The sequence below is a fragment of the Comamonas testosteroni genome (genome assembly GCF_000761245.1).
In the GTDB taxonomy this organism is placed as follows: Bacteria; Pseudomonadota; Gammaproteobacteria; order Burkholderiales; family Burkholderiaceae_C; genus Comamonas; species Comamonas testosteroni_C.
The window spans coordinates 103760-129265 of record NZ_AWOR01000057.1 but is presented as its reverse complement, the minus strand read 5'-3'; the positions used below and the strand labels follow the sequence as shown (position 1 = coordinate 129265).

Sequence of the window (25506 nt, the reverse complement as noted above, 5' to 3'; positions counted from 1 at the left end):
TCCGTCATGACCGATGAATCACCGATCAACACAGTCCACAAACGCGTTTGCCAGTCCTTCCTCCGTCACTGGAAGGCCCACAACAATGCCTACCCCAAGCTCATCAAACTGCCGCCGGAAGAACTGCGGCAGTTCAATCACGTCAACTCTTTCGGCAAGCCCAATGAGTTGTGGGGAGTCCCAATTGAAATCGACACCAGCACCACAGGAGTGATGATTGCGGTCGATGGGACGGAAATGCCTTTGATCGAAGGTTACTGAGAGTCTGTGAGACCAAAGCTACTCCTCTGCTGTATTCCTTCGCTCAGGAGGACTGAGGCAGATGAGAGCTTTTCAGTTTGCCGTGGCTGGTGCTGCCTCTGCAGTGCTGGTCGGCTGCGCTATCGAGCCAGCGGTTCGGCAAGCCAGCCTTGATAGCTGGCAAGTAATGCCGGTGGAGGCGCTCCTATCTTCTCCGCCATGCCTATGAAGGCACACGCCGCTTCGCCTGGCGTTGAAGTTCGCGACTACGTCAGCACCTGACGGGGCGCGTACTGCTGCGAAACGACTTTCTTTGGGAGCTGCGCCGATAACGGCAATGTGGTCTGCCACAACCTCTTTTCCATCAAAACTGGCCGAGTCATCGGATACGCGCTATCGAGCCAATGCGTGACCAATGATTCGATAAGGCCACAGCAGCGCTATCAAAACCTGTAGCGCTGTAGCGCGGCTCCTGAATGAAACCCACCATGTGCTCACTGCTCAGGTCGAGCTCATTTGATCGCCCCTAGTAGCCACCAACTACACCAACACTCCTGATCAGCGCCCGGTCCACGACCACCTGGCCTTGCAGCAGATTTACTTTGGCGCATCGCCTTTGACCAGATCACCAAGCTCGCCAGCTCAGTGCTGAGTCCTCTGCAGCAAGGGCCGCGAGTCGCTGGTGCTGATCGACAAGATCTCGGCAGGCTGCGGCATCACTGCCAAGCTGGGCATTGAAGATGTTGCACTGCAGGCCTGTAATGCAGGCAGCAGCAGTGGAGGCAGCCACCAGGGCAGCCATTTTTTGCGTGTATTCATGGGTGTGCTCCTCCTGGGTAGCACCGCGAGTGAGCACGGTGGTCGCTTTGTGTTCAATAGCTTCCTGCTTGCTGACACCGGGCTACGGGCTGTTTTGACTGGGCGCTTTCGGCATGGGCGATGCACACATCAGCTCGCCAGCCGTTGACTTCCCAGCCCACTGCAAGCGAAAAAAGCCAATGCGAGGCTGATCAGATTGCTTGAAATTTCATGCTCATGGCTGCGACTCCATACATGCTCTGTAGCGTGTGGCATGCATGTGCCTTCCCCCGCAGAGCTTTAGCGAGGCCATTCGGTAGGCCATACTCATGCTGATTGCCTGAAAAGCATCGTGCAAAACCCAGCGCCATCAACCTGTTACGCCGGGCTTGGGATCCCCTCCACCCGCCCTTTCTGACCATTCCCAAGGCATGACCCGCAAGGTCGTCAGCGCTCTATTCAAGAGCGCTTGCGCCAAGCACCGCATGCTCTGAGAAGCGCCTAGAGTGCACCCCACAATTCAATGATGCCAACCAGATGAAACAGCCCGATCACAAGACATATCCCAGATGACACCAGCCAGAAAGTCTGCGTGTTTGCAGGAAACACGGGTTTGAGAAAAGGGAATGCGATCGCCCGCACCAAATACACGGCACAGATCGCCGTGAGTGAGAGTTTGCTCAGCGGCAAAGGCGCAATGACACCAGCGCCAGCCCATGCGTAACCCGCCCAAAGGAACAGAATCATTGCGATGAAAAGCGTTATCAGTGCTGGCCATGCTTTTCCCTTCTCAGCAGCGCGGATCATCCTGTCGCTCGCCCCCATCACTCGGTATGCGGGGGCTCCGATTGCGATGCACGCCAAGTGCGCTACTGCGGCAAACGCGCTCATCGCGCCTCCAGCGACTAGCGCGATCGCTCCCAAGCTGGGCATAACTTTCCTCTTAGTTTCGATGGCTTGTCAGCATATCAAACCGGCTTTCCCCATCGGCCGGCTGGATGCTGGCGGCACGGTGAGAACCTGACGTCCCAGCCGCCACGAAAAACACAGCCTCTCAACTAAAGCCCGTAGCAATCGCTCGCGGGCTTTTTCTTGGCACACAGGAGATTTCATGCACCCCGTCGCTCACCAGCAGCCCCTTGATGACGACCTCGTGCAATGCTTGTGCGGGAAGGAAGGCTTGTGAAATGGCCGCACGTTCGCACTCCGGCCCACACGCTGCTCCTAGCCGCCCAGCGCCTGATCACGCCGCCCCGGGGACAACGCTACTGCTCACCCGCTACTGCTCCCCCTTCAGCGGGCGCTGACCCTCTTGGCTTCTTCTGCCCAGTCGGCGCGGCTGTGGTGATGGCTCTTACACCCGACGCAAGGCCGATCTAGGTGCAACCGCCGCAATTCTGATAGACGCTCGCGCTTGCGGGACAAGCGGCCCCCAGGAAGTCATGAGAACGAATGTCAACGGTCTGATCCGGATCGCTGGCACCTGCATGGCACTAGCCTTGCTGGCCAGCCCTCCTGCCCTGGCAGATGAATCCTTATTTCCAGCGAAGACACCAGCAAGCGAGGACGATCAGGAAATGCTAAAGGTAAGGATTTGTGAGCCATCCGAATGTCAGACCAAACCTTACAAACCCCTTCAGAGGCTTGAATTTATATTTGCTCGACTGCAGCGACTGCAGAGGGTAGCAATGGCTTTTTCGCCATCAACTGAAGCGATTTCCACACCGCCATACAGCGATCAACCAACAAGGAGTTAGCGCTATGAGCAAGCCAACGGTCATACTTGTGCACGGCTTTTGGGGCGGTGCAGCCCATTGGGCCAAGGTCATTCTGGAGCTCAAGAGCCTGGGCTACGAGGATATACGGGCAGTAGAGAATCCTCTGACTTCTCTTGCCGATGACGCCGAGCGCACCCGCAAAATGATCGCTCAGGTTGGCGGTCCGGTCGTGTTAGTTGGACACTCTTATGGAGGAGCAGTCATCAGCGAAGCAGGCAACCACCCGAATGTGACCGCGCTCGTCTTCGTCGCGGCTTTTGCTCCTGATAAGGGTGAGAGTCCCGGTGGCATCACACAAAAGCACTTGCCTGCCGCCGCCCCGAACCTGGCTCCTGACAGCGACGGCTATCTGTGGCTGAAGCCAGACAAGTTCCACGAAAGTTTTTGCCAGGATCTTTCAGCAGACGATGGGTTCGTCATGGCGGCAACCCAGAAGGCACCTCTGGCAAGCACTTTTGGAGATACCGTTAGCGAGCCAGCATGGAAACACAAGCCTTGCTGGTACCAAGTGTCTAGCCAGGACCGGATGATTGCCCCTGAAAACCAGGTTTGGATGTCCGGCCGCATGAGTCCCAAAAAGGTTCTCACACTGGATGCCAGCCATGCCTCTCTCGCCTCCCATCCCGCCGAAATCGCCAAGCTGATTCAGGAAGCCGCGACGTCGACTGTCTGAGGGCATTTCATTCTGAGGGAACCTAGTCCTTACAGGACTTCCGCTCAGCGACGAGTGAGTTGATTTAGATCTCTCGACCCAAGCCTGCAGTATTGCGGGCTTTGTTCTTTGAGGCCTCAAATGACAGGCCCTCCGACATTTTTTGGACAAGGGTCAACCCTCTGATTTCTGAAAAATTTCTGTCGACAAACACAACACGGCGCAGTTTCTGGGTCATTTTTCAGGGTTTAACGTCAAGCAGTTGCTTTTAGTTGCTATTGTTAATTTGTATTCAAGGAGGAGTAGCACTCACTCTCGAACAACGCACATTGGCCTGTAGGCGGCGGTATCCAGCTCTCCGTCAGTTACCAGAATCTCCAGAATCAAGAACTTAATGCCTGAACATCTCTTTGTGCTCGCTCCATCAATGGCGATCTTTTTCTTGGCGGGGCTCCTTGGTGTGTGTTGGCTGTTCTTACGCCAACAGAACTTTCTGCTTTGGCAGTGCTGTGCGTATGCTTTTTTGACTATACCTTTGGGCTTTCAGACCGTCGTGACTCCAGCGGTACTCAATCAATATGCCCTACTCACTGGCACGCTCTATTTGCTCGGCGCTTGGTTTCTCACAAAGAGCTGGACAGAGCGTTGGGGCGTGGCCGCGCAACCGAAAGCCGCATTGCTTATCGGCATTTCGACCATGGCAGCGATTTTTTACTTTAGCCAAAACGCTCCGAGTCTCTGGGCACGGCTGTATGTACTCAGTATCGGGACAGGCTTCGTGATGCTGCTCCCCATCGCGGCCGCGCTTCGGGCCCGGCGTCCTAAGGACTGGCTAGATCAGGTATTGCTGGCGGTCTCGCTCGTCTTTACGGTCTTCACGCTCATTCGCCCCCTATTCATTTCTCTCTTCAAATTCAAGGATCCGGCTGAATATACGGATTCCGTGTACTGGCTGCTCTCTTCAATGAGCGTCCTGCTCTTCGCCTTGATCTTCACCGTGGTGACTGTGCTCATTGCCATCAAGGACACCGTCACCAAGTTGCGCCACGAACGCGACCATGACGTATTGACCCGGGCCTTGAATCGGCGAGCCTTCCATGAGTCCGCCCGAAGAGTGATTGGTGACAAACGTCGCCACCCCATAGCCGTTCTGTCATGTGATATCGATCACTTCAAACACATCAATGACACCTGGGGACACGATCAAGGAGACAGGACATTGCAAGCAGTCAGTTTGTGCTTGCAGCGCAATGTGCGTGACCATGACTTAGTAGCGCGCATGGGTGGGGAAGAGTTCGTTTTGCTGCTGACTCGCATCGATTTACAAGGGGCAGAACGTGTTGCAGAGCGCATCCAGAATGAACTGAAGTCCGATCTTTCTTTACTGCCGTCAGGCTCCACCCTGACATTGAGCTTCGGCATCACCGCAATCACACATGAAGAGCACATTCCTCATGCGCTGAAAGAGGCTGATGAACTCCTCTATAGCGCGAAAAACGCCGGACGCGATCGTGTGCATGTCACAGGAACAATCTACCCGGACATCTCATTCGAGAACACAAGACCGCTGGGGCCCGTATCGCATGCCCAAGCCGGCTCGTGAAATTCACAGCCTGCCTGCACTCTGGTCGTTGCGACTTCCAGACTGCCTCTCTTCAATCTGCACTGCACAAGCCCGCCACTGAGCGGGCTTTTATTTCTGGAGCCCCAATATTCAAGAACATGATCATTCACTGCGTCGCCGATAGCTGGAAGGGCGATCTGCAGATGCTAGATGCTGAGACAGCGGCGCGGCACAGAAGCGCTCTGTCGGCTGGGTTGCTCCCTGCGGCGAGCAGCGCGGCCCGCAGGTCGAGCTGCCCATGGCCTTCGCCAAGCAGGACAGCATGTGGGTCCGGATCGATCCTCGGGTGCTCCCCTGATGCTGTACGCCAGCGTCCAGATCCGCGCCGGCGAGGTGGTTACGCAGCTCCTCAAGGGCCTGCCCAGCTTCGCCCTGGAACTGCTTGACACGCAGACCTTCTCTCAGGCCGCTTGGCTCATTGGCTGATCACCCAGAAGCCGCCCGCGGGCTTCAGCGCCGGCCACGAGACAGAGCTGAAAGCCGTCGACGAGTCAAAGGCAGTGGTGCGCTACGCCCCCACCCGCTAGACATTGGTGAGGTACGCAAGCACAGTGAGCAAGGCAAGCTGCCCACCTGCCTTGCCATGACCAAGGACGACTGCGCGAGCTTCGTGCTGACCGAAGGCCTGCGGATCAAGAACATCGTGCTGCTGGATGCGGTCATGGATGACAGCAGCAATGACAACGGCGGCTTCGTTACCGATATAGACATTGCCACCGGCGAGCTGTCGCTCCTGATCCCCGGTCTGATGAAGGCGCTGGGCGGTGACGGCAGTACCGGCGCGGGTGACCTGCCCGCCAAGTGCGGGCACTTTCTTTGGAGGCCTCCATGAGGCTGACTTTCGCGAATCACAACGGCTACCCTATCTCGGCCACTCGAATGGCTGACATGCGCGCACAAGGAATGGAGCTCTAGCGCCAGCGTAGCCTACGCCTCCAAGGTGGAACCAGTGTCTGCGCACAAAGGCTGGCGGCAAGCCACAGGAGCCCTTCGACGAAGCCTCATGGCTTCGCACCGCAGTGCGCAAGCCTTACATCCTTCATGAGGCCGTCCAGCAATGCAAGGAGCTGGCCATAAAGACGAGCAGGCTATTCTGATTCAGGAGATTTAAAGGTCACTGCATACGCGTCAAGAATCGCAATGAATCCAGATGCCAGCGATGAATGGGAATCAATCACTTTGAATGAATTTCATTCATGGGAGAAATTTTTGGCAATGACAATTTTTGACTGATTTATCGCGCTAAACAAGAAGCAGGCTGACATGGATAAGGATGGAGGCACGCTGTAATAAATTGTGATGCCAATAGCGAAACACAGGCACGGTGAAATTAGATTGCCGCTTTGCGCTCAAGGAACAGGTATTACCGCTCTTCGATCGAGGAGGCTCTGGTCATATGTTCGCGAATAACGACCTCTTGGTTCTGACGCCACCTCTGGCGATCTTTGCCCTGGCAATCATATTGGTCGCTGCTTGGCTCGCCCAACGATCTCAGCGCTTTTTGCTTTGGCAATCTTGCGCCTATTCACTCACTGCACTGCCTCTTGCAGCTCAAACCTTGATGCCCCTGGAGGAGCTCACTCGCTACGCACTCTTGATTGGGAGTTTCTACCTGCTGAGCGCTTGGTGCCTTGCGAAAAGCTGGGCAGAGAGATGGCGTGTATCGGCCCTGCCACTTGTAGCGCTACTGATTGCCAGCATCACGTTAGCTGCGCTGTATTACTTCAGCCTGATCAGCCCAAACGTCTGGGCTCGAGTGAGCTCCTTCAGTGTTGGTTCAGGCCTTGTTTTACTGCTACCTGTCCTCCAGGTCTATCCAAGGAAGAACTCATTTGACTGGCTCGACAAGTCACTACTCTGGCTGAGCATCAGCTTCACAGCCTACACCCTTACTCGACCCATGATTATTTCGCTGCTGGGATACCCGGATCCGCGGTCATTTCCAAGATCTCCGTATTGGCTCTTGACACTGGTGAGCATATTGAACTTCGCGATACTCTTTACCTTGATCATGAGCGCCATTGCCGCAAAGGAAACTGTTGGCAAACTACAGAAAGAACGCGACCTCGATACTTTGACCCAGATATTAAATCGCAGATCCTTCCATGAATATGCCCTGAAGCTTTTAACCGACATCAGGCTCTATCCCATGGCGGTGCTGGCCTGTGATATAGACCACTTCAAACGAATCAACGATACCTGGGGCCACGAACGTGGCGATAAGGTGCTGCGGCTTGTCTCGACGACTCTACAAAACCATGTGCGAGAGCGCGACCTCGTTGCACGGTTCGGTGGTGAAGAGTTTGTAATTCTGTTGACTGACATCGCACTGCGAGATGCAGAGGAAATTGCTCAACGCATCCGCCGAGACCTCAGCTCGAACAATGACGTTCTTCTCTCCGGCACAAAATTGACCATGAGCTTTGGGATTTCACCGATCACCGATCCATCCCAGCTCGATCACGCGTTGAGAGAAGCCGATCAGCTTCTTTATCAGGCAAAAAATGCTGGACGTGATCAAGTACATGTATCGGGAGTCAGTTATCCGGATATCTCTATCGAGAGCACTCACCCCAGCCTTGATCCATAGTTGCAAAATGACCTGTGCCGCAGCACTTTATGAAAACCCCGTAGCGGGAACTTTCCCAGCCCGCCACCGAGCGGGCTTTTGGCCTTCAGGGGACCAATGTTCAAGAACATGATCATTTAGTGCATTGCCATGGACTGGCAAGGCAATCTACAGATACAGGAAGATGTGCCCCACAACAGACTTTCTTTGCCGACTGCAGCTCCACACAGGAGCGCTCGGCGGTTGCCAATCTTCGCAACCGCTTGGCGGTCAAAGCCAGGAAGACAGCATCACTTCAATATTCGACCTTATTTTTGCAAGCGTCTCCTTAAAGCGCTTGCCCTCCTCGGCCAGCTTCTCGTAATCGGACTCTTGCTTGCTCTTCAGGGCCGCAAGGTGCAGATCCAACTTAGCGCGCTGCCTCATGGCTTGATCCAAAAGCCTCTCAGCCTCCACTTGATCGGCAGCGTTCGCACTCATTTTCTGCGCACGCTTCATCAACACATCGATATGAACCAAGTCCGCTTCAGACTCGCGGATGTGTCTTTCAGCCATCTGTTCAATCGTTTCCATGGCGACCTCCTAGCTAGGGACCGTCGCGTGAGGGATCTTGCCAACCTGGTTGATATTCCGATCCTCTCGAAACACACCAATCAGCCATCCCCTCGCAGTCGCCCTAATCTGTAAGGTACCGCATCTGCCCAGTTCACGACAAGTGGGCACCACCTAACACTACGAGCCTGATGAGCAGCACCGTCGGGCTGGAGTCCTCAGAAACAGCAATCTCTAAATTCTTCATGCTGAACAGCCCGCCACCAAGCGGGCTTGTTTTCTGGAGCCCATGCCTACATCTCAATAGATGCAGCCCCGGCCTGACGTAGCGGGCTTTTCTCAAGCCGCCATGAACTCTCCTGCCAAGCGCCACGCTAAGCTCAGACAGGTTGGAAAGCAACGATTTTTGCAGCGAGAGCGGTCATTCGGTACTGGGAAATCTGGACGAGGTTTGACCGCAAGTTTGCATGCCGGTTAGCGGTCGTTGGCGAGGGCCTGCGATCGACCCATTGACGTCATCCGAGCTTTGTCGACGGATAGCTGGTGTGCAGCGGTTGCTGCTGCTCATGGCTGCATCGTGACCTATAGGTCACAACTGCATAGCGGTCATCCGAGCGCCAAAGCTAGTGACTGCCCAACGACAGGTTTCAGGTGAGCAACTGCCAGTGACCATCAGTGCAGCCCAAGGGACTACTGGAAGTCCGCTATTGCAGCTCATGAACAGGCGCAGCCAACCCCAAGGCATCACTGACACACTACGCACTGTTCAAAAAAGTCGCTCCTCTGCCTCTCGAGCGAGAGTAATGCCACATTTCTCAGCTACTCGAATTGAGCGAATGTTTTGCCGCTTGGCGGACGCGGTCAGATACCTCACATTCTTTTCGAGTAATTCGTTCTTCATTTTGACAACAGCGATGGTTGCCAAGTTACGGCCCAAAAACTGCTTTCTGACAAACCGCCCGCATTCGGCAGTGTCACTATTGGTCAAGGTGTAGTCCACGCTTCCAGCCATCACCTTACCGAACTCAATTGTGAAAAAATTGAGTTCGATGCGGCGCTACTTGTTGCGCAACCGCTGTCAGGAACACTGTCTCTGCCTGCACGAGAGTGCGTGGCAACCAATCCACAAATCGAGCGACTTCTTGGTCTTGTTGCATTTCGCGAAATGGCTCCCTGTCGGAAGGAAGAAGCTCTCGAACTCGTAGCTAAGAAACAGTCATATCTACCTTCCAGGATGAGTCTTTGACTAGCAGTTGCAGTTACTTTTGCTGGACCGTAAGTCCAGCCAACAAGGCGCAACAGACCTACTGGAAGAGCTTCGGTGCGCAGACTTCCAAGACGGTTGAACGCCTGGTCAACGAAGCTGCGAAGAAGGTTGCGGCCTAATTCAGGTTGAGGCTCCTAAACGGGTCCCGCTGGCTTGTCTGGCAGGGCCCGTTTTTATTCATGCGAGCCTTGTTTAAGACCCGCTCCATTGCGAAAGCATGTGCTGAACCGCCTTTTCCGTGCTTCGCAGGTGCTTGTCCATCAAATCGACGCAGCCGGCAGCGTCACGCTTCAAGGCCATTTCGAGCAGCTCTTGATGCTCGGCCTCCACATTGCGGGGAATGAGTGGCGTGCTGAAACGCAGTTTCCGATATCGCTCGGAATGATCAACCAATTGATTCCAAAATCGTAGCATCCAAGATGAGCCACAAGCGCTGACCAAGGCTGTGTGGAAGCGGCGATGACGCACCTCCCATTCTGAAGAGGTCTCCGATGCGATTGACTCCGTTGCGGCACCTGGCAGCGGCGCTCTGGATAGCATGTGCATGGATGCGATTAACTCGGCCTCCCAATGAGCATCGCCGGCAATCACGGAGTTGTGTAGACAGATGCGCTCTATGTCTCTTCGGCTCTTCATTAGGTCAGCAAATTCGGCTTGCGACACGCCCTTGACTCTGGCTCCTCGGTTGGACTCGGCAATGACCAAATCCTCTGTTCCGAGACGCATCAGTGCCTCTCGGATCGGGGTCAATCCCAGGCTAAAGCGAGCTTCTAAATCAGCCGCACGCAATCGCTGCCCTGGCTCTAGCTCACCTCTCAGTATCTCTGTGCGCAGCACCTGATATGCAAGCTCGGTGCGCGAGCTAGCCCCAGACGGATCTTCATTTATCACACTGTTTTGCATAGGAGTAGTAGAACTTACGCCCACATTAAATTTTATGAAATTCAATACATTTCATGAAATCAACTTTTTTCATGAAATCCATGCTGCCTCATTGTCTCACTACAAGGCCTAAGCAAATGTCCAAGACCTGTCATTTTCTCAGTGCTAGCGCAGCCGTCATGTCGATGGCGTTTGTGCCGGCCTGGGCCCAAGGCTCCGTCACTGTTTATGGCGTGATGGACATGGCTTATGTGCATGAAAGCGGTGGAGTCAACGGAGCTAGTGTCAGCAAGATGACGGGGGGCGTGTCTACTGGTTCACGATTGGGCTTCAAAGGCGTTGAAGATCTGGGTGGAGGCCTGTCTGCATTCTTCAATTTGGAAATGGGTTTGCTTTCCGATACCGGTGGGCTGGCTCAAGGCGGTTTGGGTTTCGGCCGCCAGTCTACGGTGGGTCTGCGAGGCCAATTCGGCACCTTGGCGCTAGGTCGCCAATACACGCCCGTAGCGTTGGTCCAAGTCGAGACCGACCCGTTCGTGACTGGGATGGCCGGCGATTCCGCCAATCTCATCAGCGCAGGCGGCGCCGGTGGTAATAACCGCATGGATAACACCGTGCGCTACAGCTTCAACGCCCAGAGCGGCTACACACTGGACCTGGTCTATGGTTTTGGCGAGTCTCCCGAGAATGCGCACTTCAACCGCCAGTTTGGTGGCGCTGTTGGCTATGTTTCCGGCCCAGCCTATGTAAAGCTCGGCTACCACAATGTTCAAAGTGGAGCCGGCGCGGTAGGGAAGCTCACCTTTCTGGGTGCCAAGTACGACATGGGCTTTGCCACAGCCCACCTCAACTACGTGGTGAACAAGGGCTCGGCAGTCTTCGGTCTGCTCAATCCCGATTCACGCGATCTACTGCTCGGTCTTTCTGTTCCATATGGCCCCGGCAAATTTCTGGCCTCGTACATCCGCAAGGACGACAGGACAGCCGCAAATTACGATGCCAACCAACTCGCTATCGGCTATGTCTACAACCTGTCCAAGCGCACCAGCCTGTACACAGCCATTGCGCGGATCCACAACAATGCACAAGCAGGCAACAAGGCAGGCTTTTACCGGGTAGGGAACTCCACTGAGCAAGGTAGTGGTTCACGAGCCTTCAACATCGGCATGCGGCACGCGTTCTAAGAAGGCTTCCCATGAAAGACGTTGTTGAAACTGGAATACCGGCACTGAATCAGCCCTTTTCCTGGGCTGTCAAAGCCCATGGAGCCCTGCTGTTCACTGCTCATGGTCCTGTCCAAAACGATGGAACGGTATGCACCGGCACCATAGAGCAGCAGGCGCGAATTACGCTTCAAAACCTAGAACGCGCAGTGTGCGCCGCTGGTGCCAGCCTGGGTGATGTTGCCCAGGTGCTGATCTACATGACGGATGTCCATGACATGGCTGCCATTGATCAGGTCTACCGGGAATTCTTTCAATCCCCATATCCCAACCGTGCCAGCGTTGCAGTTCAGGCTCTGGTCGTGCCGGGCATGCGCATCGAGTTGGTTGCCTACGTGAGTTTGAACCATTGAGATCGACTTTCGATTTTTACAGCCTCCTTTACACCCTTTATTCCCGGAGCGATCATGACCCATCTTGTTTCACGTAGCCGCAGAGCCGTCACCACTTTGCTGGCGGGCATGGCCCTTAGCGGACTTGCTCAGGCAGCCGGTTTTTCTGCCAAGCCGATCACCATCGTTGTAGCCTTTCCCGCTGGCGGCGACACCGATGTGCTGGCCCGCATACTGGCAGAGAAACTCACCCCACGCCTAGGCCAGCCGGTGATAGTCGAAAACCGCACCGGTGGCTCTGGCGTGATCGGCACAACCTTCGTGGCTCGCTCGCAGCCTGATGGCCACACCTTGCTACTGGCGCCAAATACCATTGCGATCACGCCGCACGTATTGCAGACCTCTGCCGCCAAGATCAATCCAGCGCAAGACCTCACCCCGATAACTCAACTGGCCAGCCAGTCGCTGTTCGTGGTGGTGGAGAAATCTACTGGTGTGAACAGCATCAAGGAACTGATTTCCAGCAACAAAGCCGGCAAGCTGCAAACTTATGCGAGCCCAGGTTCGGGTACGCCTATGCATATCTTGGCTGAGCTGTTCGACAAAGCGGCTGGCACCAAATTCCAACAGATCCCTTATCGTGGCAGCGCGCCTGCTATTGCTGATCTTGTTGGCAAGCATGTGCCTCTCATGTATTCCACTCTGGGGCCTATGGAGCAACACCTAAAAGCCGGCAGCCTCAAGGCCCTGGCTGTCGCTGATGCTGTGCGCTCGCCCTTCCTCCCCCAGGTGCCAACTCTTGCTGAACTGGATTACCCCAGCGCTCAAGTTGGAGCTTGGCAGGCTTTGTTCGGCCCGAAGAATATGCCAGCCGACGTGGTCGAGACAATCAACAAGCATTGCAACGAAATTCTAAAGATGCCTGAGGTGGTTGAACGCATGACCACGATGTCGATACAGGCCAAAGGTGGTACGCCGGCACAGATGCAGGCATTGGCACAAAGCGATTACGAAAAATACAGCAAGCTCGTCAAGGAGTTCAATATTCGTGCCGACTGATATCGGCAATCAGTGAACACATTTACATATCGGAACTCGGCAACGTCGTGAGCTCAATGACCTCAATAGATATCAACGCGCTTGATCCACAGCAGCCACTGCCCATGCAGGCGGCAATGGACTATGCCAATACAGCCTTGGGCTGGGCCCAGCAGACTCCTGAATCTCTGATTCTGGCGCGTAATGTGGCCTATGGCGCAGATCCTGCGCAAAACTATGACGTTTTTGGTGACCCTCAGTCTCGCCAGCAGCCAACCCTGATCTTTCTGCATGGTGGCGGCTGGACCCATGGCTACAAGGAGTGGTGTGCCTTTATGGCCGAACCTGTAGCACGACTTGGTATGCACCTGGTTACGCCAAACTACAGGCTAGCACCCCAGCACCGTTTTCCAGCGGCCTACGATGACTGCTTGGCGAGCCTGCATCATTTTTATGAACATGCCGCGCAATTCGGTGCCGACCCATCACACATTTATCTCGCCGGGCACTCCGCGGGCGGTCATCTGGCCCTACTGACTGCCTTGCGTCGTGCCGAGGCCGGCATTCCCAATGATTCCATTCGTGCTTGCCTGCCTATCAGCGGTATTTTGGATTTGCACCATCCAGATCCGGCTCCAGGAAGCCTAGAAGAAGCCGTTTACGCCAAGGTGCTGCGCGAGCCACTTGACGACGCACCAATGAGCCCTTTGAGTTGGGGAGCTGGCAACACCTTGCCAGTGCTGCTCAGCTATGGCGAGCACGATACTGCTCGTGTACGCCTATCTAACCAGCGTATGGCAGCCATGCTTGCGTTGCAACCAGCAGAAATCCAGTTGCATTGTGAGCCTGACCTTGATCACTTTGCCACACACCTTAGCTTGCGTGACAGCCAAGCTCCATGGTACGAGCGACTTGCTCGTTTGGCTGGCAGTTATTCAGCTCTCCCGCGGCGGCTCCAAGGATCGTCCGTTCTACAAAATCGTTGCTGCTGACGAGCGCGTGCGTCACGACGGCGCTTTCATCGAGCGCATGGGCTTCTCAACCCCAGCGCCCGTGGTGCCGAAGAAGGCCTGCGCGTTGCCCTGGATCGCGTGAGCTACTGGAAGAGCGTTGGTGCGCAAACTTCCGACACGGTTGAGCGCCTGGTCAAGAAAGCTGCCAAGATTGTCGCAAGCTGTCAGACTGGCTGCATACAGAAGCCAATCGCTCTCGCCAGCAGCGGCGCACGATCAAGCAGATGTTTCTCGACTTGCAGGCGTTGGGCTATACCGGCTCCTACAACCGAGTTGCTGCCTTTATCAGAGTATGGAAGGCTCAATGTCATGCGACTGAGCAGACATCAGGGCGAGGCGTTTTTGTTCCCCTGGTCTTCGGCGCTGGAGAAGCCTTCCAATTTGATTGGAGCGAGGATTAGGCTGTCATTGCGGGTGTGCGCACCAAGCTACAAGTGGCTCACTTCAAGCTCAGCCACAGCCGAGCCTTCTATCTGCGGGCCTATCCCCTGCAAACCCATGAGATGCTGTTCGATGCCCATGCCTCGGCCATTTGACGGCTTTATCGAGCATGCCAAACGAGTCTCTCCCACCGGCCTGGTTCACTTTGAGTGCAATCGCTACAGCGTGCCGACCTCTTATGCCAACCGGCCCGTGTGCTTGCAGGTTTATGCCGACCGCCTGGTCGTCGTGGCCGAAGGCCAGTTCGTCTGTGAACACCCGCGCATCATTGAGCGCAATCACCAAGGCTCTGGGCGTATGGTCTATGACTGGCGTCATTACTTGGCCGTATTGCAGCGCAAGCCCGGCGCATTGCGCAACGGTGCGCCGTTTTCCGAGTTGCCAGACACGTTCAAACGACTGCAAGCTATGCTCCTGACGCAACCTGGCGGCGATCGCGAGATGGTGGAAGTTCTTGCCTTGGTGTTGCAACACTATGAGCAAGCCGTCCTGGTCGCTGTCGAGTTGGCACTGGAGGATGGCGAACCCCGCAAGACCCGCATCATCAATGTCTTGCACCGTCTGATTGACGGTGCGCCGCAGCCTGAGCCCATCCACTCACCACAAGCCCTGGCTCTGCTTGTTGAACCCCAAGCCAACGTCGTGCGCTACGACCAACTCCGACAGGTGCGCCAAGCGCTGCCATTTGTCGGCAACCAAAGGGATCCGCGATACCTCACCACCCTCCGGAAATTTTGTGAGATCGCTGGTATCAACACCGTCCAGCGTCACGCTGTCGAGCGTCGCGGACTTCACGCGGGCCACGCGCCTCTCCAGCTCCGGGTAGTCCTCGCTGGTGATGACGACTACAGCCTTAGCCTGCAAATCATTGACCACTGTCACCACCGCATGCGCGGCATTGGACATAGCGCCAGCAGCCAGGGCGGTGAGAGCTGCGGTGTACAGATAGAGTTTTGCCCCATCGGGCAGAGGAACTTTGCGCATGGTTGTGCCCTTTCAGGCAGAGAAAAACCCGCCAGGTTTCTCATGGCGGGCAAAAGAAAACCGCCTGGCGGCGGTTTGTTTGGAAAATTAATAGAGCAGTTTATTTAATCAAAGATAAAACTTCCTGCTCGAGAGTTCCCGTGGCGATGCACTCAGTGCCTTGCCCGTCCCTGGTCAATTGGAAAGCCCCCCTCGTGCCAGTGTTAAAAGATACGCTGTCAGCCATGGATTGCGGGATGCCGTTTGATATAGGGACAACTACAAATTTTCGCTCCACTACATATCGCGTATTGGCGCTAACTCGTGTTTTACCTTGTTCAACCTCCTCGAAAACCAAATTCATCCGGCCATCGAGATTCATTTGACGGGAAATATTAAACAGATGTGGTGAAACCATGATCTCGTACTGCTGACTTGCTTTAGAACCAGCGAAATCATAGATCCTCTCTCCATGAGAATTCTTCACAAAAGATACAACGCGCCCACAATCAACATACTTCTCAGGATCACCAGAATAAGAAATGTTAATCAACCCAGAGTCTTTATCTATATTGTTGATTACAAAAAATTGCTTACCGAGCTCTGGAACCGCAGTTTTCCATACATCATCTTTTGATTTATTGAGAGTCTTGGAATTTCCAGAGGTTGTCATCACCGCACCAGGCTTAAAATAATCAACCTTTCCGGCGCAACCAGCTAAAGCTACGGCAACCAATACGGCCAAAACACGATACATGACGCCCCTCAGTCTAAAAAACTCAATATTAATCCATGCAACAAAGTGTTAGCCAAAGCTCACTTCAATATCCTGATCCGCAACAAACAGGCACATGTCGTGATCGCAATCATCGCGCCAGCGGCCTGACGGGCGGATCGTCGAATCGGGGTTGACGCAGAGCACTGATCAGCAGAGGCATCAGCGTTTTTGGCGCCATGATGCCGGTGCTGAAGATCTGCACCTGAACCTGAATCTGAACCTGGACGGTTTCGACTTGTGAGTCCTCATTGTCCAAGTACTCGCGACCTTCTCCACCGAAGCGCTGCCAGATCACATAGGGCGTTGGCGCATTGGCCGGCGCTGCCGTTCCGTAGCAGTTCGGGTTAGTGCGTATTCCGGTTGAACTGACCGCCTGTGCCGGCTGCGGCTGACCAGGCTGCTGGTCGTGACCGACTGTGTTCGGCCAGAAGCATTCGCCCGCGGCGCGTCGCCGCGAGCGGACGGTCCAGGCTGAGAGCCTCCATCAAGTTTTGGCTGCTAGCACCCAGATGTGCTTGAACTGCCCGCCAGCAAGGTCACCAGATCAACCTTGCGCTCGACCTTCGCACCATCGATCACCCGCTGCTCCAGCTCATCCAGGTGGGTCATGGCCACGGCCAACGCTTTATCGAGTGCTCCACCCTGCAAGGCGTTGATGATCTCCTGATGCTCACGGGGGGCACATGCGGTCGCAGCCACGCTGTCGAATAAGGCTTTGTACAACTCAGTAGTGGCCACCAAACGCTGTATGTATGACAGCAACTCATCGCTGTCCGCCATTTGCGCCAGCACCAGATGGAACTCACCGGCCAGCCGGATAGAGTCTGCTCGGCGCCCTTCCTCCAGCGCCTGCTGTTCCGCCTGCACATGGCGCTGCAGTACTTCTATCTGCGCGCTGCTCAACTGGCCGCACAGGCTGGTGACCAGACCTGCCTCGACAATGCGCCGCGCACGGTAGATGCTGCGCATTTCCTCGACCGTCGGGTTGGGCACAAAGGCGCCACGGTTGTGCTCCAGGATCAGCCGCTTTTCAGTCCCTAAGCGGCTGAACACCTTGCGTACGGCACCACGGGTGCAGTCCAGCGCCTCGGCAAGCGCCCGCTCACGCAAAGGCGTGCCGGGCCGTAGCTTGCCGCTCAGCAGCGCCCGCGAGATTGCCTCATAGACGCGCTCGTCCACGCTGCCTGTGCCGTCGGCTACAGGCTCTTCGCTGGGGACATTAGGGGCAAGGCGGCGGGAAGAAGCGGACATGGACAACACAAAGACAACAAGCGTGAAATCTTAGCGGCACGGGCACCCTACATCCAAGTTAGGCGGCCAGTCACCACTAGATATCAGGGTTTACGCGCGATATCTGCATAAATATTTGCCAGATCTGAAATTTTGGTTAACCAAAATATAGAATTTGGTTAACCATAATATTTGTCCCATGGAAGTAAGAGAAACATGTCGTGAAACCTGCTTATTGCCGAGTTTTCCAGGCCTTTAACACGCTGGTTTTCATCGTCGTCGCTCTCATCAGCGAACGTTCTTCGTCGCCTGCCAGGCACTTGTCGGCCTGAGGCATTTTTCTGTTCTCTAGAAAGTTATCCATGGCGCAATTTCCCGCTTTTCCTCTCAAAGCCCTGGCGGCCTTGTCGCTAGCTGGCACATCTGTCTTCGCCCACGCCGCATGGCCTGACCGCCCCATCTCCCTGGTGGTGGGTTTCACCGCCGGTGGCTCGGCCGACACTCTGGCGCGCACGATCGCCGAGCCGCTGTCCCGCCGCCTGGGCGTGCCGGTGATTGTGGACAACGTGGCCGGCGCTGGCGGCACCATCGCCACCCAGCGTGTGGTGCGTGCCAAACCAGACGGCAACACCATCATTCTGGCGTCCAACAGCGAAATCGTGCTGGCCCGCCACTTCAACAATGCCATTGCCTACGATGGCACCAAGGACCTGCGCCCGGTCACGCTGGTAGGTGTCATGCCCATGGTGCTGGTCGCCGGTCCCAAGGTGCCAGTCACCTCGGTCGAGGCCATGCTCGCGCGCGTCAAGACCCAGGCTGGTGCTGACACCTTCGCGTCCTCCGGCATTGGCACGGCCTTGCACATTGCCGGTGAAATGCTGAACCAGCAGGCCAAGGTGTCGATACAGCACGTCCCCTACAAGGGCGCCGTACCCATGCTGACCGACATCATCGGCGGCAATGTGGATTACGGCTACTTCATGGTGCCTTCGGTGCTGGGTTTCCTCAAAGAGGGCAAGGTCAAGCCATTGGGCACCACCTCGAAGACCAACTGCGAAGTCCTGAATGGCATCCCCGCCATGTCGGCGAGCAAGGCCCTGCCCAACTATGACTTCGGCGTATGGACCGGCATCTTCGCCCCCAAGGGTGTAGCGGACACTGTGGTGACACGTCTGAACACCGAGATCAATGCAGTGATGCGCGAACCCCAAGTCATCAAAATGCTCGACCAGGCATGCATTGGCCAATCGGGCGGTACGCCCGCTGATTTCGCCAAGCTGATCCTGACAGACGCCCAGAAGATGCGCCAGATCGCAACGCCCGAAATCGGCGCCGTGCGATAGGCTCCATCGCTACAGGAAACATTCAACGTGAGCACTTCCAGCCTCTTACTGCAGAACGTTCGCCCCATGGGCCAACCAGCCTGCGACCTGTTAATCGAGCAAGGCCGTATCGCGGCCATGGGCACCTCTCTGAATACACCCGAGGGTACTGAGCACATCGATGGCCTGGGTCAGTTGCTACTGCCCGGCCTTGTCGAAGCCCACACCCACCTGGACAAGACGCTCTGGGGCCAAGACTGGTACGTCAACGAGGTGGGCAACCAGTTGGTCGACAAGATCAACAACGAGCGAGCCTACCGTGCCCAGGCCCAGCACGACAGTGCGAGCCAGTCGCTGCGCATGGCTCGCGAGTTTCTCGCGTCGGGCACCACGCGCATCCGCAGTCACGCCGACGTGGATACGGAAATTGGCACCAAGCATGTGGCTGGTCTGCTGCAGACCCGCGCGGACATGGCGCCCTGGCAAGATATTCAGGTGGTGGCTTTCCCACAATCGGGCCTGCTGCAGCGCAAAGGCACGGCACAGTTGCTAGATGAATCCCTGGCCATGGGGGCCGACGTGCTGGGCGGTCTGGATCCCTGTGCCATCGACCTGGACCCGGCTCAGTCGCTGAACGTGCTGTTCGAGATCGCCGAGCGCCACAACAAGCCGCTCGACATCCACCTGCACGAACCCGGTGACATGGGAGCCTTCTCGCTCAAGCTGATTTTGGACCGCACCGAAGCCCACGGCCTGCAAAACAAGGTGGTTATCAGCCACGGTTTCTGCCTGGGCGATGTGAGCGATGCCCAGTGCAGCGCGCTGCTGGCACGCATGGCCAAGCTGGGAGTCTCGCTGGTCACCAGTGCGCCGCCTTCGCGCATCGTGCCTCCACTGGGCGCTTGCCAGCGCGCTGGCGTGCTGATGGCTGGTGGCAACGACGGCATCCGCGATACCTGGTCGCCCTATGGCCGCCCAGACATGCTGGAACGCGCCATGTTCATCGGCATGCGCTACAACTTGCGCCGCGACGACGAAGTGGAGCAGGCCCTGCACTGCGTCACCCACACAGGTGCCGAAGTCTGTGGCTTTGCCGACTATGGCCTTACACCCGGACGCCGAGCCGATCTGGTGCTGGTGCCTGCTCAAACTCCCGCCCACGCCGTGGTCGCCCGCCCGGTTCGCTCACTGGTCATCGCCAACGGCCAGATCGTTGCTCGCGAGGGCAAATTGCTGCTGGAGTAAGCGCAACAAGAAGCCCAGCACCCACTGACGAATTCTGTGGCTCGTGCATTCAAACAGCAAGCTGTGAAGCGTAGCGAACGCTCGAATTGACACCCCCTCATGGATCACGCGCCGTTGAAGCCCTCTCCGGTGCCGTGTTACCAAGGCTTGCAGCGCATGGACAATCGCCCGATCGAACTGCGGGTGCTTCACGTCTCGCGCTGGCTGGTCAGCACTAAAGTGGCCGCCTTTGTCGATTACATGTGCGCTGCCTTTCCACACTGCACCTTGGTGGAGCCCCCAGCAACGGGGCTGTTGCCTGTGCGTCCATACGTGGAAGCAGAACCAAGGTGACAGGCACTTTTGCAGATGAAGGGATGGTTTCCTGCAAATCAGGAACGCGAGACCGTGAGCGCGTCGCAGATGCCGCATAACAGATCGGTCGACTCGGACACGTTGCTGTAAGGCGTCGATCACCTTTGTGTGGAACGTCCGCTTTGCTTTGCCGTCGCCGACTGCTTCTGGCCGAACGCAGTCGGTCACGACCAGCGGACTGGTCAGCCGCAACCGGCACAGGCGGTCAGCTCAACCGGAATATGCAGTTAGCACAGTTTGCAGGCTGGCCAACGGCAACCAGCACGGATGCCCTTCGCTGCCCGTCGATCGAGTCAACGATACCCAACATCACGCTGAACCATGCGGAGAATCTAGCAGGATGGGCAACACCCACAGCGAATCAAGCGGGCGGCACACCGGAGGCGCACATGCAACGCAAGCTGGACATGGGGCGCAAGGTGGCAACGATTACCGATCTTGGAATGCAGGTGGCCTGCATGGATCCCCGATTGCCCGGCCCGACCAACGGCCTCTGGTCAGCTGTTGACTGGCTCCTATGCCGAGATGGAAAGTGGCGGCCAGTTGAACCCGGCACATTCCCGCTGGCTCATGGGGCTAACTCCAGAGTGGGACGCCTGCGCGCCCACGGCAATGCCATCAACGCGGAACAGGCGCGCGTCTTCATCAAAGCAGGCATGAGTTGCATGTCCTGACCTCCAGCACCCCAGCCCGCCGCCGCGGGCTTTTCTCATTCTGGGAGCCACCTAAATGCAAGACAAGAACGTCATCAAGCTGACCGACGGCGCAGCCCCGGTCGAGCAAGGAGCATCCATTCTTGAAGGCTTGGAGAACGATGAGCGCAATCGCGGCAATTGCAGCACAGCCGAAGGCGCGGGATGCAGCGCCCATGCAGTCCGCCGTCTGGCATCAGCCCTGCCGGCATATGATCGAGAAATTGGCCAGTGCCTGCACCAGATTCAGGAGCCAGCTCCTGCGCAGGCGGTTCTCCCCACATTCATGGTCCACACAGGCGACTCCAAGGTGACGCTGCACTTTTCAAGCGAAGCCGAAACGCTGGAGTTCTATCGCACACAACCCCAGGCAGCGTCCGCAGCCGTGGCAATGCCCGCACAGGCTCTAACTGGCGAAGCGCGTGCAGAAGCGATTAATAGGCTTGTTCCAATTCGCGCCAAGCTGGCAGCAGCAGCCGCCGTGGCAGTGCCTGATGAGCGCGCCGCGTTTGAGGCGTGGGCGAAATCTGGGGATATGAGTACCGGCTCAGACTGCGATGGCTATATCCACTCAAACACGGCTGCCGCATCCCTGGCATGGCAGCCCCGCGCCGCGCTTGCCGCCACCCCGGCAGCCAACTCGGTGGAATTACACCAAATTAAAACTGCCGCGCCAGTGGTGCTGCCTGAGCCTGATGCAGTGCTGAGAGTCTTTGCCGATGGCGACACGCCGAGCGTTTTCAGCCTCAACACGTTGACCAACGGCGAGTACGGCGTCTTTTACGCCTCCACAGTGCGCGCCCTGCTGGCTACTGCTACCGGACACTTCCCGCGCAGGCGGACGCGCGGAGTGACAGCGCTCTGCTGGATGCCATGTAGCCTCCCGAAAGGGAGCGCCATACTAATCCCTGCAGAGTTGGCAGACAACGATTTTCAGTTGGTAGAGGCGGCCTGTGGCGGCTATTTGGGCTGGTAGAGAGGACAAAGAAAAAGGGCTTAGATTGCTCTAAGCCCTTGATTTCTTTAGTTTTAGTGGTGGGTCCTGACGGTCTCGAACCGCCGACCTACTCCGTGTAAAGGAGCCGCTCTACCAACTGAGCTAAGGACCCACTGAAACTGGCTGTCAGTTCAGAGCATCTTTCAATGCTTTGCCCGGACGGAATTTAGGCACCTTGGCCGCTTTGATCTTGATGGAATCGCCGGTACGGGGATTACGACCGGTGCGAGCTGCACGCTTGCCAACAGCAAATGTGCCAAAACCAACAAGCGATACTGTACCACCTTTTTTCAGTGTTTTCTTCACTGCGTCGATCGTGGAGTCCAGTGCACGCGCAGCTGCGGCCTTGGAAATATCGGCGTTGTTAGCGATGTGCTCAATCAGTTCGGTTTTATTCACAAGATGCCTCTCGAGAAATAAGTGAATGGAATGTCTCTGCAAACGCAAGTCTTGCGTAACAAGAAACCAGTCGCGATGAAGACGGAAGCCAGCCTATCAGTTTTTGCGTATGGGCAAGCCCATTTTTACCTGAAGCCGCTGACATTTTTGACGCCAACTCGCGCTGCGCATTCCAGCGACAGAACCAGATTCTATGCGGTTTTTGAGCGGGTTCGGCCATCCACAGCGCCTTTTTTCAAGCTTCTTCCGTGTCGGCTTCACCGATTGACAACAATTGACAAAATCTGCAGTCCGATCATGTCGTGCGAGGCGCCGCCGCAAAGTCTTTTTGCCGCGTCGAAAACAGCCCACCAGACAGCAAAAAGCGCTTGATGAACAAGCGCTTTCAGAGAGGTCCACTTCGGATTTCAGAGCCTGGCACGAATTTCGGGCAATGCCTTTTGCAGGTAGTAGACCATGGACCAGACGGTCAGCACCGCTGCAATCCAGATCAGCCACTGTCCCCAGACACCGGTATCGATCACTCCAAACGCCACTCCGTCATAGAGCAAAAAGGGGATGGCCACCATCTGGGCCATGGTCTTGGCCTTGCCGATCATGTGCACGGCCACGCTCTTGCTGGCGCCGATCTGAGCCATCCATTCACGCAGTGCCGAGATTGCGATCTCGCGTCCGATGATGATCAGCGCCACGAACACATCGGCGCGTTGCAGATGAACCAGCACCAGCAGCGATGCACAGACCAGAAACTTGTCGGCAACGGGATCTAGAAAAGCACCGAATGCCGACGTCTGATTGAGCTTGCGCGCCAGATAGCCGTCAAACCAGTCGGTGGCGGCAAACACAATGAACATCACAGTGGCGATGAGATTGCGGGTCGCCTGATCCAGCGGCGCGTAAAACACCCCCACGATGAGCGGAATCGCCACGATCCGCGTAAGGGTCAGCACAGTAGGGATGGTGAAGAACATGGGTGTCATTGTGTCACGAGCACGCAGCGCCAGCGTGGATTCGCGCTCGCGCAGCCTGCATCAATGCAGTGCCTTGTAGATTTCTTCGGCCAGCGTTGCGGAAATGCCCTCCACGGTCATCAGGTCGTCCACGCTGGCATCGGCCACGCCGCGCACGCCGCCAAAGCGCTGCAGCAATCGCGCCCGCTTCTTGGGCCCCACGCCGGCAATGTCTTCCAGGCTGCTGCTGCCAGTGCGCACCTTGGCGCGGGCCGCGCGCATGCCGGTGATGGCAAAGCGGTGCGCCTCGTCGCGGATCTGCGCCACCAGCATCAGTGCCGCCGAGTCATGGCCCAGGTAGACCTTGTCGCGCCCATCGGCAAACACCAGCTCCTCCAGGCCGACCTTGCGGCCCTCGCCTTTTTCCACGCCCACGATGCGCGACAGATCAAGGCCCAGCTCCGTGAACACTTCGCGCGCCATGCTGACCTGGCCCTTGCCGCCGTCGACCAGCACCAGATCGGGCAGATGCGGCTGCTTGCCACTCAGCTCGGCGCCTCCCGCCTCGCGCTGCGCCTCGGCCACGGGCTTGTAGCGGCGCGTGAGCACCTGGCGCATGGCCGCATAGTCGTCGCCGCCGGTGATGCCTTCGATATTGAAACGGCGGTAGTCGCTGCTCTGCATCTTGTGGTGATGAAACACCACGCAGGACGCCTTGGTGCTCTCGCCGCTGGTGTGCGAGATGTCGAAGCATTCGATGGTCAGCTCGTCGAGATTCTCGACCGGCAGGTCCAGCGCCTCGGCCAGCGCACGCGTGCGCGCCTGTTGCGAGCCTTCTTCGGCCAGCAGACGGGCCAGCTGGATGTCGGCATTTTTCTGTGCCATCTCAAGCCAGATGCGGCGCTGCTCGCGCGGCTGCTGGACCACGGTGATGCGCACGCCGGTCTGCTCGGTCAGCAGCTCCACCAGCCGCTTGTCCACGCGATGGCTGACGATGAGCGTGGGCGGCACGGCCACGCCGACATAGTGCTGGGCGATAAAGGCCTCCAGCACCAGCTCCTCCACGGGCCGCGCCTGGGCTGCGGCGTCCACCTCTTCCTCGCTGGAGTAGACCGACGCGGCATCGCCCAGATTCACCGGGAAGTAAGGCCGGTCGCCCAGGTGGCGGCCGCCGCGCACCATGGCCAGGTTCACGCAGGCACGGCCGCCCTGCACGCGCACGGCCAGGATGTCCACATCCTTGTCATCCGTGGTTTCGATCGCCTGCTGGTGCAGCACGCGCGACAGGGCCGTGAGCTGGTTGCGCACCTCGGCCGCCTGCTCGAACTCCAGCTTGTCGGAGTGCGCCATCATGCGCGCTTCGAGCTGCTGCAGCAGCTCGCTGGTTTCGCCGCGCAGCATGGCTTCGGCGTTGCGCACATCCAGCGCATAGGCCTCGGGCGATATCAGGTCCACGCAGGGGCCGGTGCAGCGCTTGATCTGATAGAGCAGACAGGGGCGGCTGCGGTTGGCAAACACCGTGTCCTCGCAGGTGCGCAGCCGGAAGACTTTCTGCAGCAGCTGAATGCTTTCCTTGACCGCCCAGGCACTGGGATAGGGGCCGAAGTAGCGGTGCTTCTTGTCCACGGCGCCGCGGTAGTAGGCAATGCGCGGAAACTCCTGAAACGCAGGCTCGCCCTCCTTGCCGTCTCGGTGGGCCACGCCGGTGATCTTGAGATAGGGATAGCTTTTGTCGTCCCTGAACAGGATGTTGTACTTGGGGTACAGCGTCTTGATGAGGTTGTTTTCCAGCAGCAGCGCTTCGGCTTCGGAGCGCACCACCGTGGTCTCCAGCCGCACGATCTTGCTGACCATATGGCCTATGCGCGTGCCGCCATGCTCCTTCTGGAAGTAGCTGGAGACGCGGCGCTTGAGGTTGATGGCCTTGCCCACATAGAGCAGGACACCGGCAGCATCGAAATAGCGATAGACGCCGGGCAATGGCGGCAGCGCGGCCACCTGGGCCAGCAGTTCGGCGGAATGCGTGGAAGACATGGGTGCTATTGTCTGCGCATGTGGACGAATCCTGCAGCAAGCGGTGCAAACGACCGGCGGCGTATTGCACATCAATAAAAGGAGCTGCCAGCGCTTGATCAGATTGGATTTCAGATAGTTTTCAATCTGAAAT

General features: G+C 56.9%; 24 protein-coding genes, 1 tRNA gene and 3 pseudogenes. 16 read left to right on the top strand and 12 right to left on the bottom strand.

What is annotated here, in order from left to right:
• Positions 1-6 precede the first annotated feature (6 nt).
• Both P353_RS16940 and P353_RS29295 read left to right on the top strand, forming a co-directional pair.
• Positions 7-261: a hypothetical protein gene (locus P353_RS16940; protein ID WP_034350069.1), complete on the top strand. Its 255-nt coding sequence runs from the start codon at positions 7-9 to the stop codon at positions 259-261.
• A gap of 661 nt (positions 262-922) precedes the next feature.
• Complete coding sequence (locus P353_RS29295) at positions 923-1207, top strand: hypothetical protein (RefSeq protein WP_157839625.1); 285 nt, start codon at positions 923-925, stop codon at positions 1205-1207.
• A gap of 332 nt (positions 1208-1539) precedes the next feature.
• Here the strand turns inward: P353_RS29295 and P353_RS16930 are convergent, their stop codons facing one another.
• Positions 1540-1929 carry a hypothetical protein gene (locus P353_RS16930; RefSeq protein WP_232776594.1) on the bottom strand — a complete coding sequence of 130 codons (390 nt, stop codon included), beginning with the start codon at positions 1927-1929 and terminating at the stop codon, positions 1540-1542.
• Between the two features lie 870 nt (positions 1930-2799).
• Here P353_RS16930 and P353_RS16925 point away from each other — a divergent pair.
• The 4 genes and pseudogenes from P353_RS16925 to P353_RS16910 all read left to right on the top strand — a co-directional run bounded on the left by P353_RS16925 (position 2800) and on the right by P353_RS16910 (position 7682).
• Positions 2800-3489, top strand: coding sequence for an alpha/beta hydrolase (locus P353_RS16925; RefSeq protein WP_034371897.1), 690 nt, complete (start codon positions 2800-2802; stop codon positions 3487-3489).
• Between the two features lie 373 nt (positions 3490-3862).
• Positions 3863-5071 (top strand): GGDEF domain-containing protein, encoded by a 1209-nt coding sequence (locus P353_RS16920; protein ID WP_034371893.1) that lies wholly within the window; start codon positions 3863-3865, stop codon positions 5069-5071.
• Positions 5072-5178: 107 nt separating this feature from the next.
• Positions 5179-5924 (top strand): annotated as a pseudogene (rdgC, locus tag P353_RS28345) (recombination-associated protein RdgC).
• 564 nt (positions 5925-6488) lie between these two features.
• Complete coding sequence (locus P353_RS16910) at positions 6489-7682, top strand: sensor domain-containing diguanylate cyclase (protein ID WP_034371890.1); 1194 nt, start codon at positions 6489-6491, stop codon at positions 7680-7682.
• A 249-nt stretch (positions 7683-7931) separates the two neighbouring features.
• On the opposite strand, the gene P353_RS16905 is transcribed toward P353_RS16910, so the two are convergent.
• From P353_RS16905 to P353_RS16895, 3 genes are all read right to left on the bottom strand, one after another.
• Complete coding sequence (locus P353_RS16905; RefSeq protein ID WP_034371887.1) at positions 7932-8234, bottom strand: hypothetical protein; 303 nt, start codon at positions 8232-8234, stop codon at positions 7932-7934.
• 745 nt (positions 8235-8979) lie between these two features.
• Positions 8980-9243 (bottom strand): GNAT family protein, encoded by a 264-nt coding sequence (locus P353_RS16900; protein ID WP_332835653.1) that lies wholly within the window; start codon positions 9241-9243, stop codon positions 8980-8982.
• A 429-nt stretch (positions 9244-9672) separates the two neighbouring features.
• Complete coding sequence (locus P353_RS16895) at positions 9673-10428, bottom strand: GntR family transcriptional regulator (protein ID WP_157839623.1); 756 nt, start codon at positions 10426-10428, stop codon at positions 9673-9675.
• A gap of 71 nt (positions 10429-10499) precedes the next feature.
• On the opposite strand from P353_RS16895, the gene P353_RS16890 reads away from it, so the two are divergent.
• From P353_RS16890 to P353_RS28330, 6 genes and pseudogenes are all read left to right on the top strand, one after another.
• A complete protein-coding gene (locus P353_RS16890; RefSeq protein ID WP_034371881.1) occupies positions 10500-11546 on the top strand; it encodes a porin in 1047 nt (348 codons plus the stop codon).
• A gap of 11 nt (positions 11547-11557) precedes the next feature.
• Complete coding sequence (locus tag P353_RS16885; protein WP_034371878.1) at positions 11558-11938, top strand: RidA family protein; 381 nt, start codon at positions 11558-11560, stop codon at positions 11936-11938.
• A gap of 54 nt (positions 11939-11992) precedes the next feature.
• Positions 11993-12976, top strand: coding sequence for a Bug family tripartite tricarboxylate transporter substrate binding protein (locus P353_RS16880; RefSeq protein WP_034371875.1), 984 nt, complete (start codon positions 11993-11995; stop codon positions 12974-12976).
• Positions 12977-13032: 56 nt separating this feature from the next.
• Positions 13033-13947 (top strand): alpha/beta hydrolase, encoded by a 915-nt coding sequence (locus P353_RS28335; RefSeq protein ID WP_080750593.1) that lies wholly within the window; start codon positions 13033-13035, stop codon positions 13945-13947.
• A pseudogene (gene rpsP / locus P353_RS16870) lies at positions 13880-14130 on the top strand (30S ribosomal protein S16); the annotation flags it as partial. The gene P353_RS28335 and the pseudogene rpsP, both read left to right, overlap by 68 nt.
• Positions 14127-15087, top strand: a pseudogene (locus P353_RS28330) (Mu transposase domain-containing protein); the annotation flags it as partial. The pseudogenes rpsP and P353_RS28330, both read left to right, overlap by 4 nt.
• On the opposite strand, the gene P353_RS16860 reads toward P353_RS28330, so the two are convergent.
• From P353_RS16860 to P353_RS16845, 4 genes are all read right to left on the bottom strand, one after another.
• Positions 15007-15315, bottom strand: coding sequence for a phage tail protein (locus P353_RS16860; RefSeq protein ID WP_232776600.1), 309 nt, complete (start codon positions 15313-15315; stop codon positions 15007-15009). The pseudogene P353_RS28330 and the gene P353_RS16860 overlap by 81 nt on opposite strands.
• Positions 15316-15493: 178 nt before the next feature.
• Positions 15494-16129: a hypothetical protein gene (locus P353_RS16855; RefSeq protein WP_034371869.1), complete on the bottom strand. Its 636-nt coding sequence runs from the start codon at positions 16127-16129 to the stop codon at positions 15494-15496.
• A gap of 109 nt (positions 16130-16238) precedes the next feature.
• A complete protein-coding gene (locus tag P353_RS29965; RefSeq protein WP_230847623.1) occupies positions 16239-16445 on the bottom strand; it encodes a hypothetical protein in 207 nt (68 codons plus the stop codon).
• Between the two features lie 203 nt (positions 16446-16648).
• Positions 16649-17401, bottom strand: a complete 753-nt coding sequence (locus P353_RS16845; protein ID WP_034371866.1) for a GntR family transcriptional regulator — start codon at positions 17399-17401, stop codon at positions 16649-16651.
• A 341-nt stretch (positions 17402-17742) separates the two neighbouring features.
• Between P353_RS16845 and P353_RS16840 the strand changes: the two genes are divergently transcribed.
• The 4 genes from P353_RS16840 to P353_RS16825 all read left to right on the top strand — a co-directional run bounded on the left by P353_RS16840 (position 17743) and on the right by P353_RS16825 (position 21969).
• Positions 17743-18723 (top strand): Bug family tripartite tricarboxylate transporter substrate binding protein, encoded by a 981-nt coding sequence (locus tag P353_RS16840; protein WP_034371863.1) that lies wholly within the window; start codon positions 17743-17745, stop codon positions 18721-18723.
• 27 nt (positions 18724-18750) lie between these two features.
• Positions 18751-19947 (top strand): amidohydrolase family protein, encoded by a 1197-nt coding sequence (locus P353_RS16835; protein WP_113707730.1) that lies wholly within the window; start codon positions 18751-18753, stop codon positions 19945-19947.
• 743 nt (positions 19948-20690) lie between these two features.
• Positions 20691-20975, top strand: coding sequence for a hypothetical protein (locus P353_RS16830; RefSeq protein ID WP_034371857.1), 285 nt, complete (start codon positions 20691-20693; stop codon positions 20973-20975).
• 55 nt (positions 20976-21030) lie between these two features.
• A complete protein-coding gene (locus P353_RS16825; RefSeq protein ID WP_034371855.1) occupies positions 21031-21969 on the top strand; it encodes a hypothetical protein in 939 nt (312 codons plus the stop codon).
• Between the two features lie 57 nt (positions 21970-22026).
• Here the strand turns inward: P353_RS16825 and P353_RS16820 are convergent.
• The 4 genes from P353_RS16820 to uvrC form a co-directional block, all read right to left on the bottom strand.
• Positions 22027-22102: transfer RNA gene (locus tag P353_RS16820), tRNA-Val, on the bottom strand.
• Positions 22103-22116: 14 nt separating this feature from the next.
• Complete coding sequence (locus P353_RS16815) at positions 22117-22389, bottom strand: HU family DNA-binding protein (protein WP_003056615.1); 273 nt, start codon at positions 22387-22389, stop codon at positions 22117-22119.
• A gap of 407 nt (positions 22390-22796) precedes the next feature.
• Positions 22797-23360 carry a CDP-diacylglycerol--glycerol-3-phosphate 3-phosphatidyltransferase gene (gene pgsA / locus P353_RS16810; protein WP_003066269.1) on the bottom strand — a complete coding sequence of 188 codons (564 nt, stop codon included), beginning with the start codon at positions 23358-23360 and terminating at the stop codon, positions 22797-22799.
• A 60-nt stretch (positions 23361-23420) separates the two neighbouring features.
• Positions 23421-25373 carry an excinuclease ABC subunit UvrC gene (gene uvrC, locus P353_RS16805; RefSeq protein WP_034371852.1) on the bottom strand — a complete coding sequence of 651 codons (1953 nt, stop codon included), beginning with the start codon at positions 25371-25373 and terminating at the stop codon, positions 23421-23423.
• Between the last annotated feature and the right edge of the window lie 133 nt (positions 25374-25506).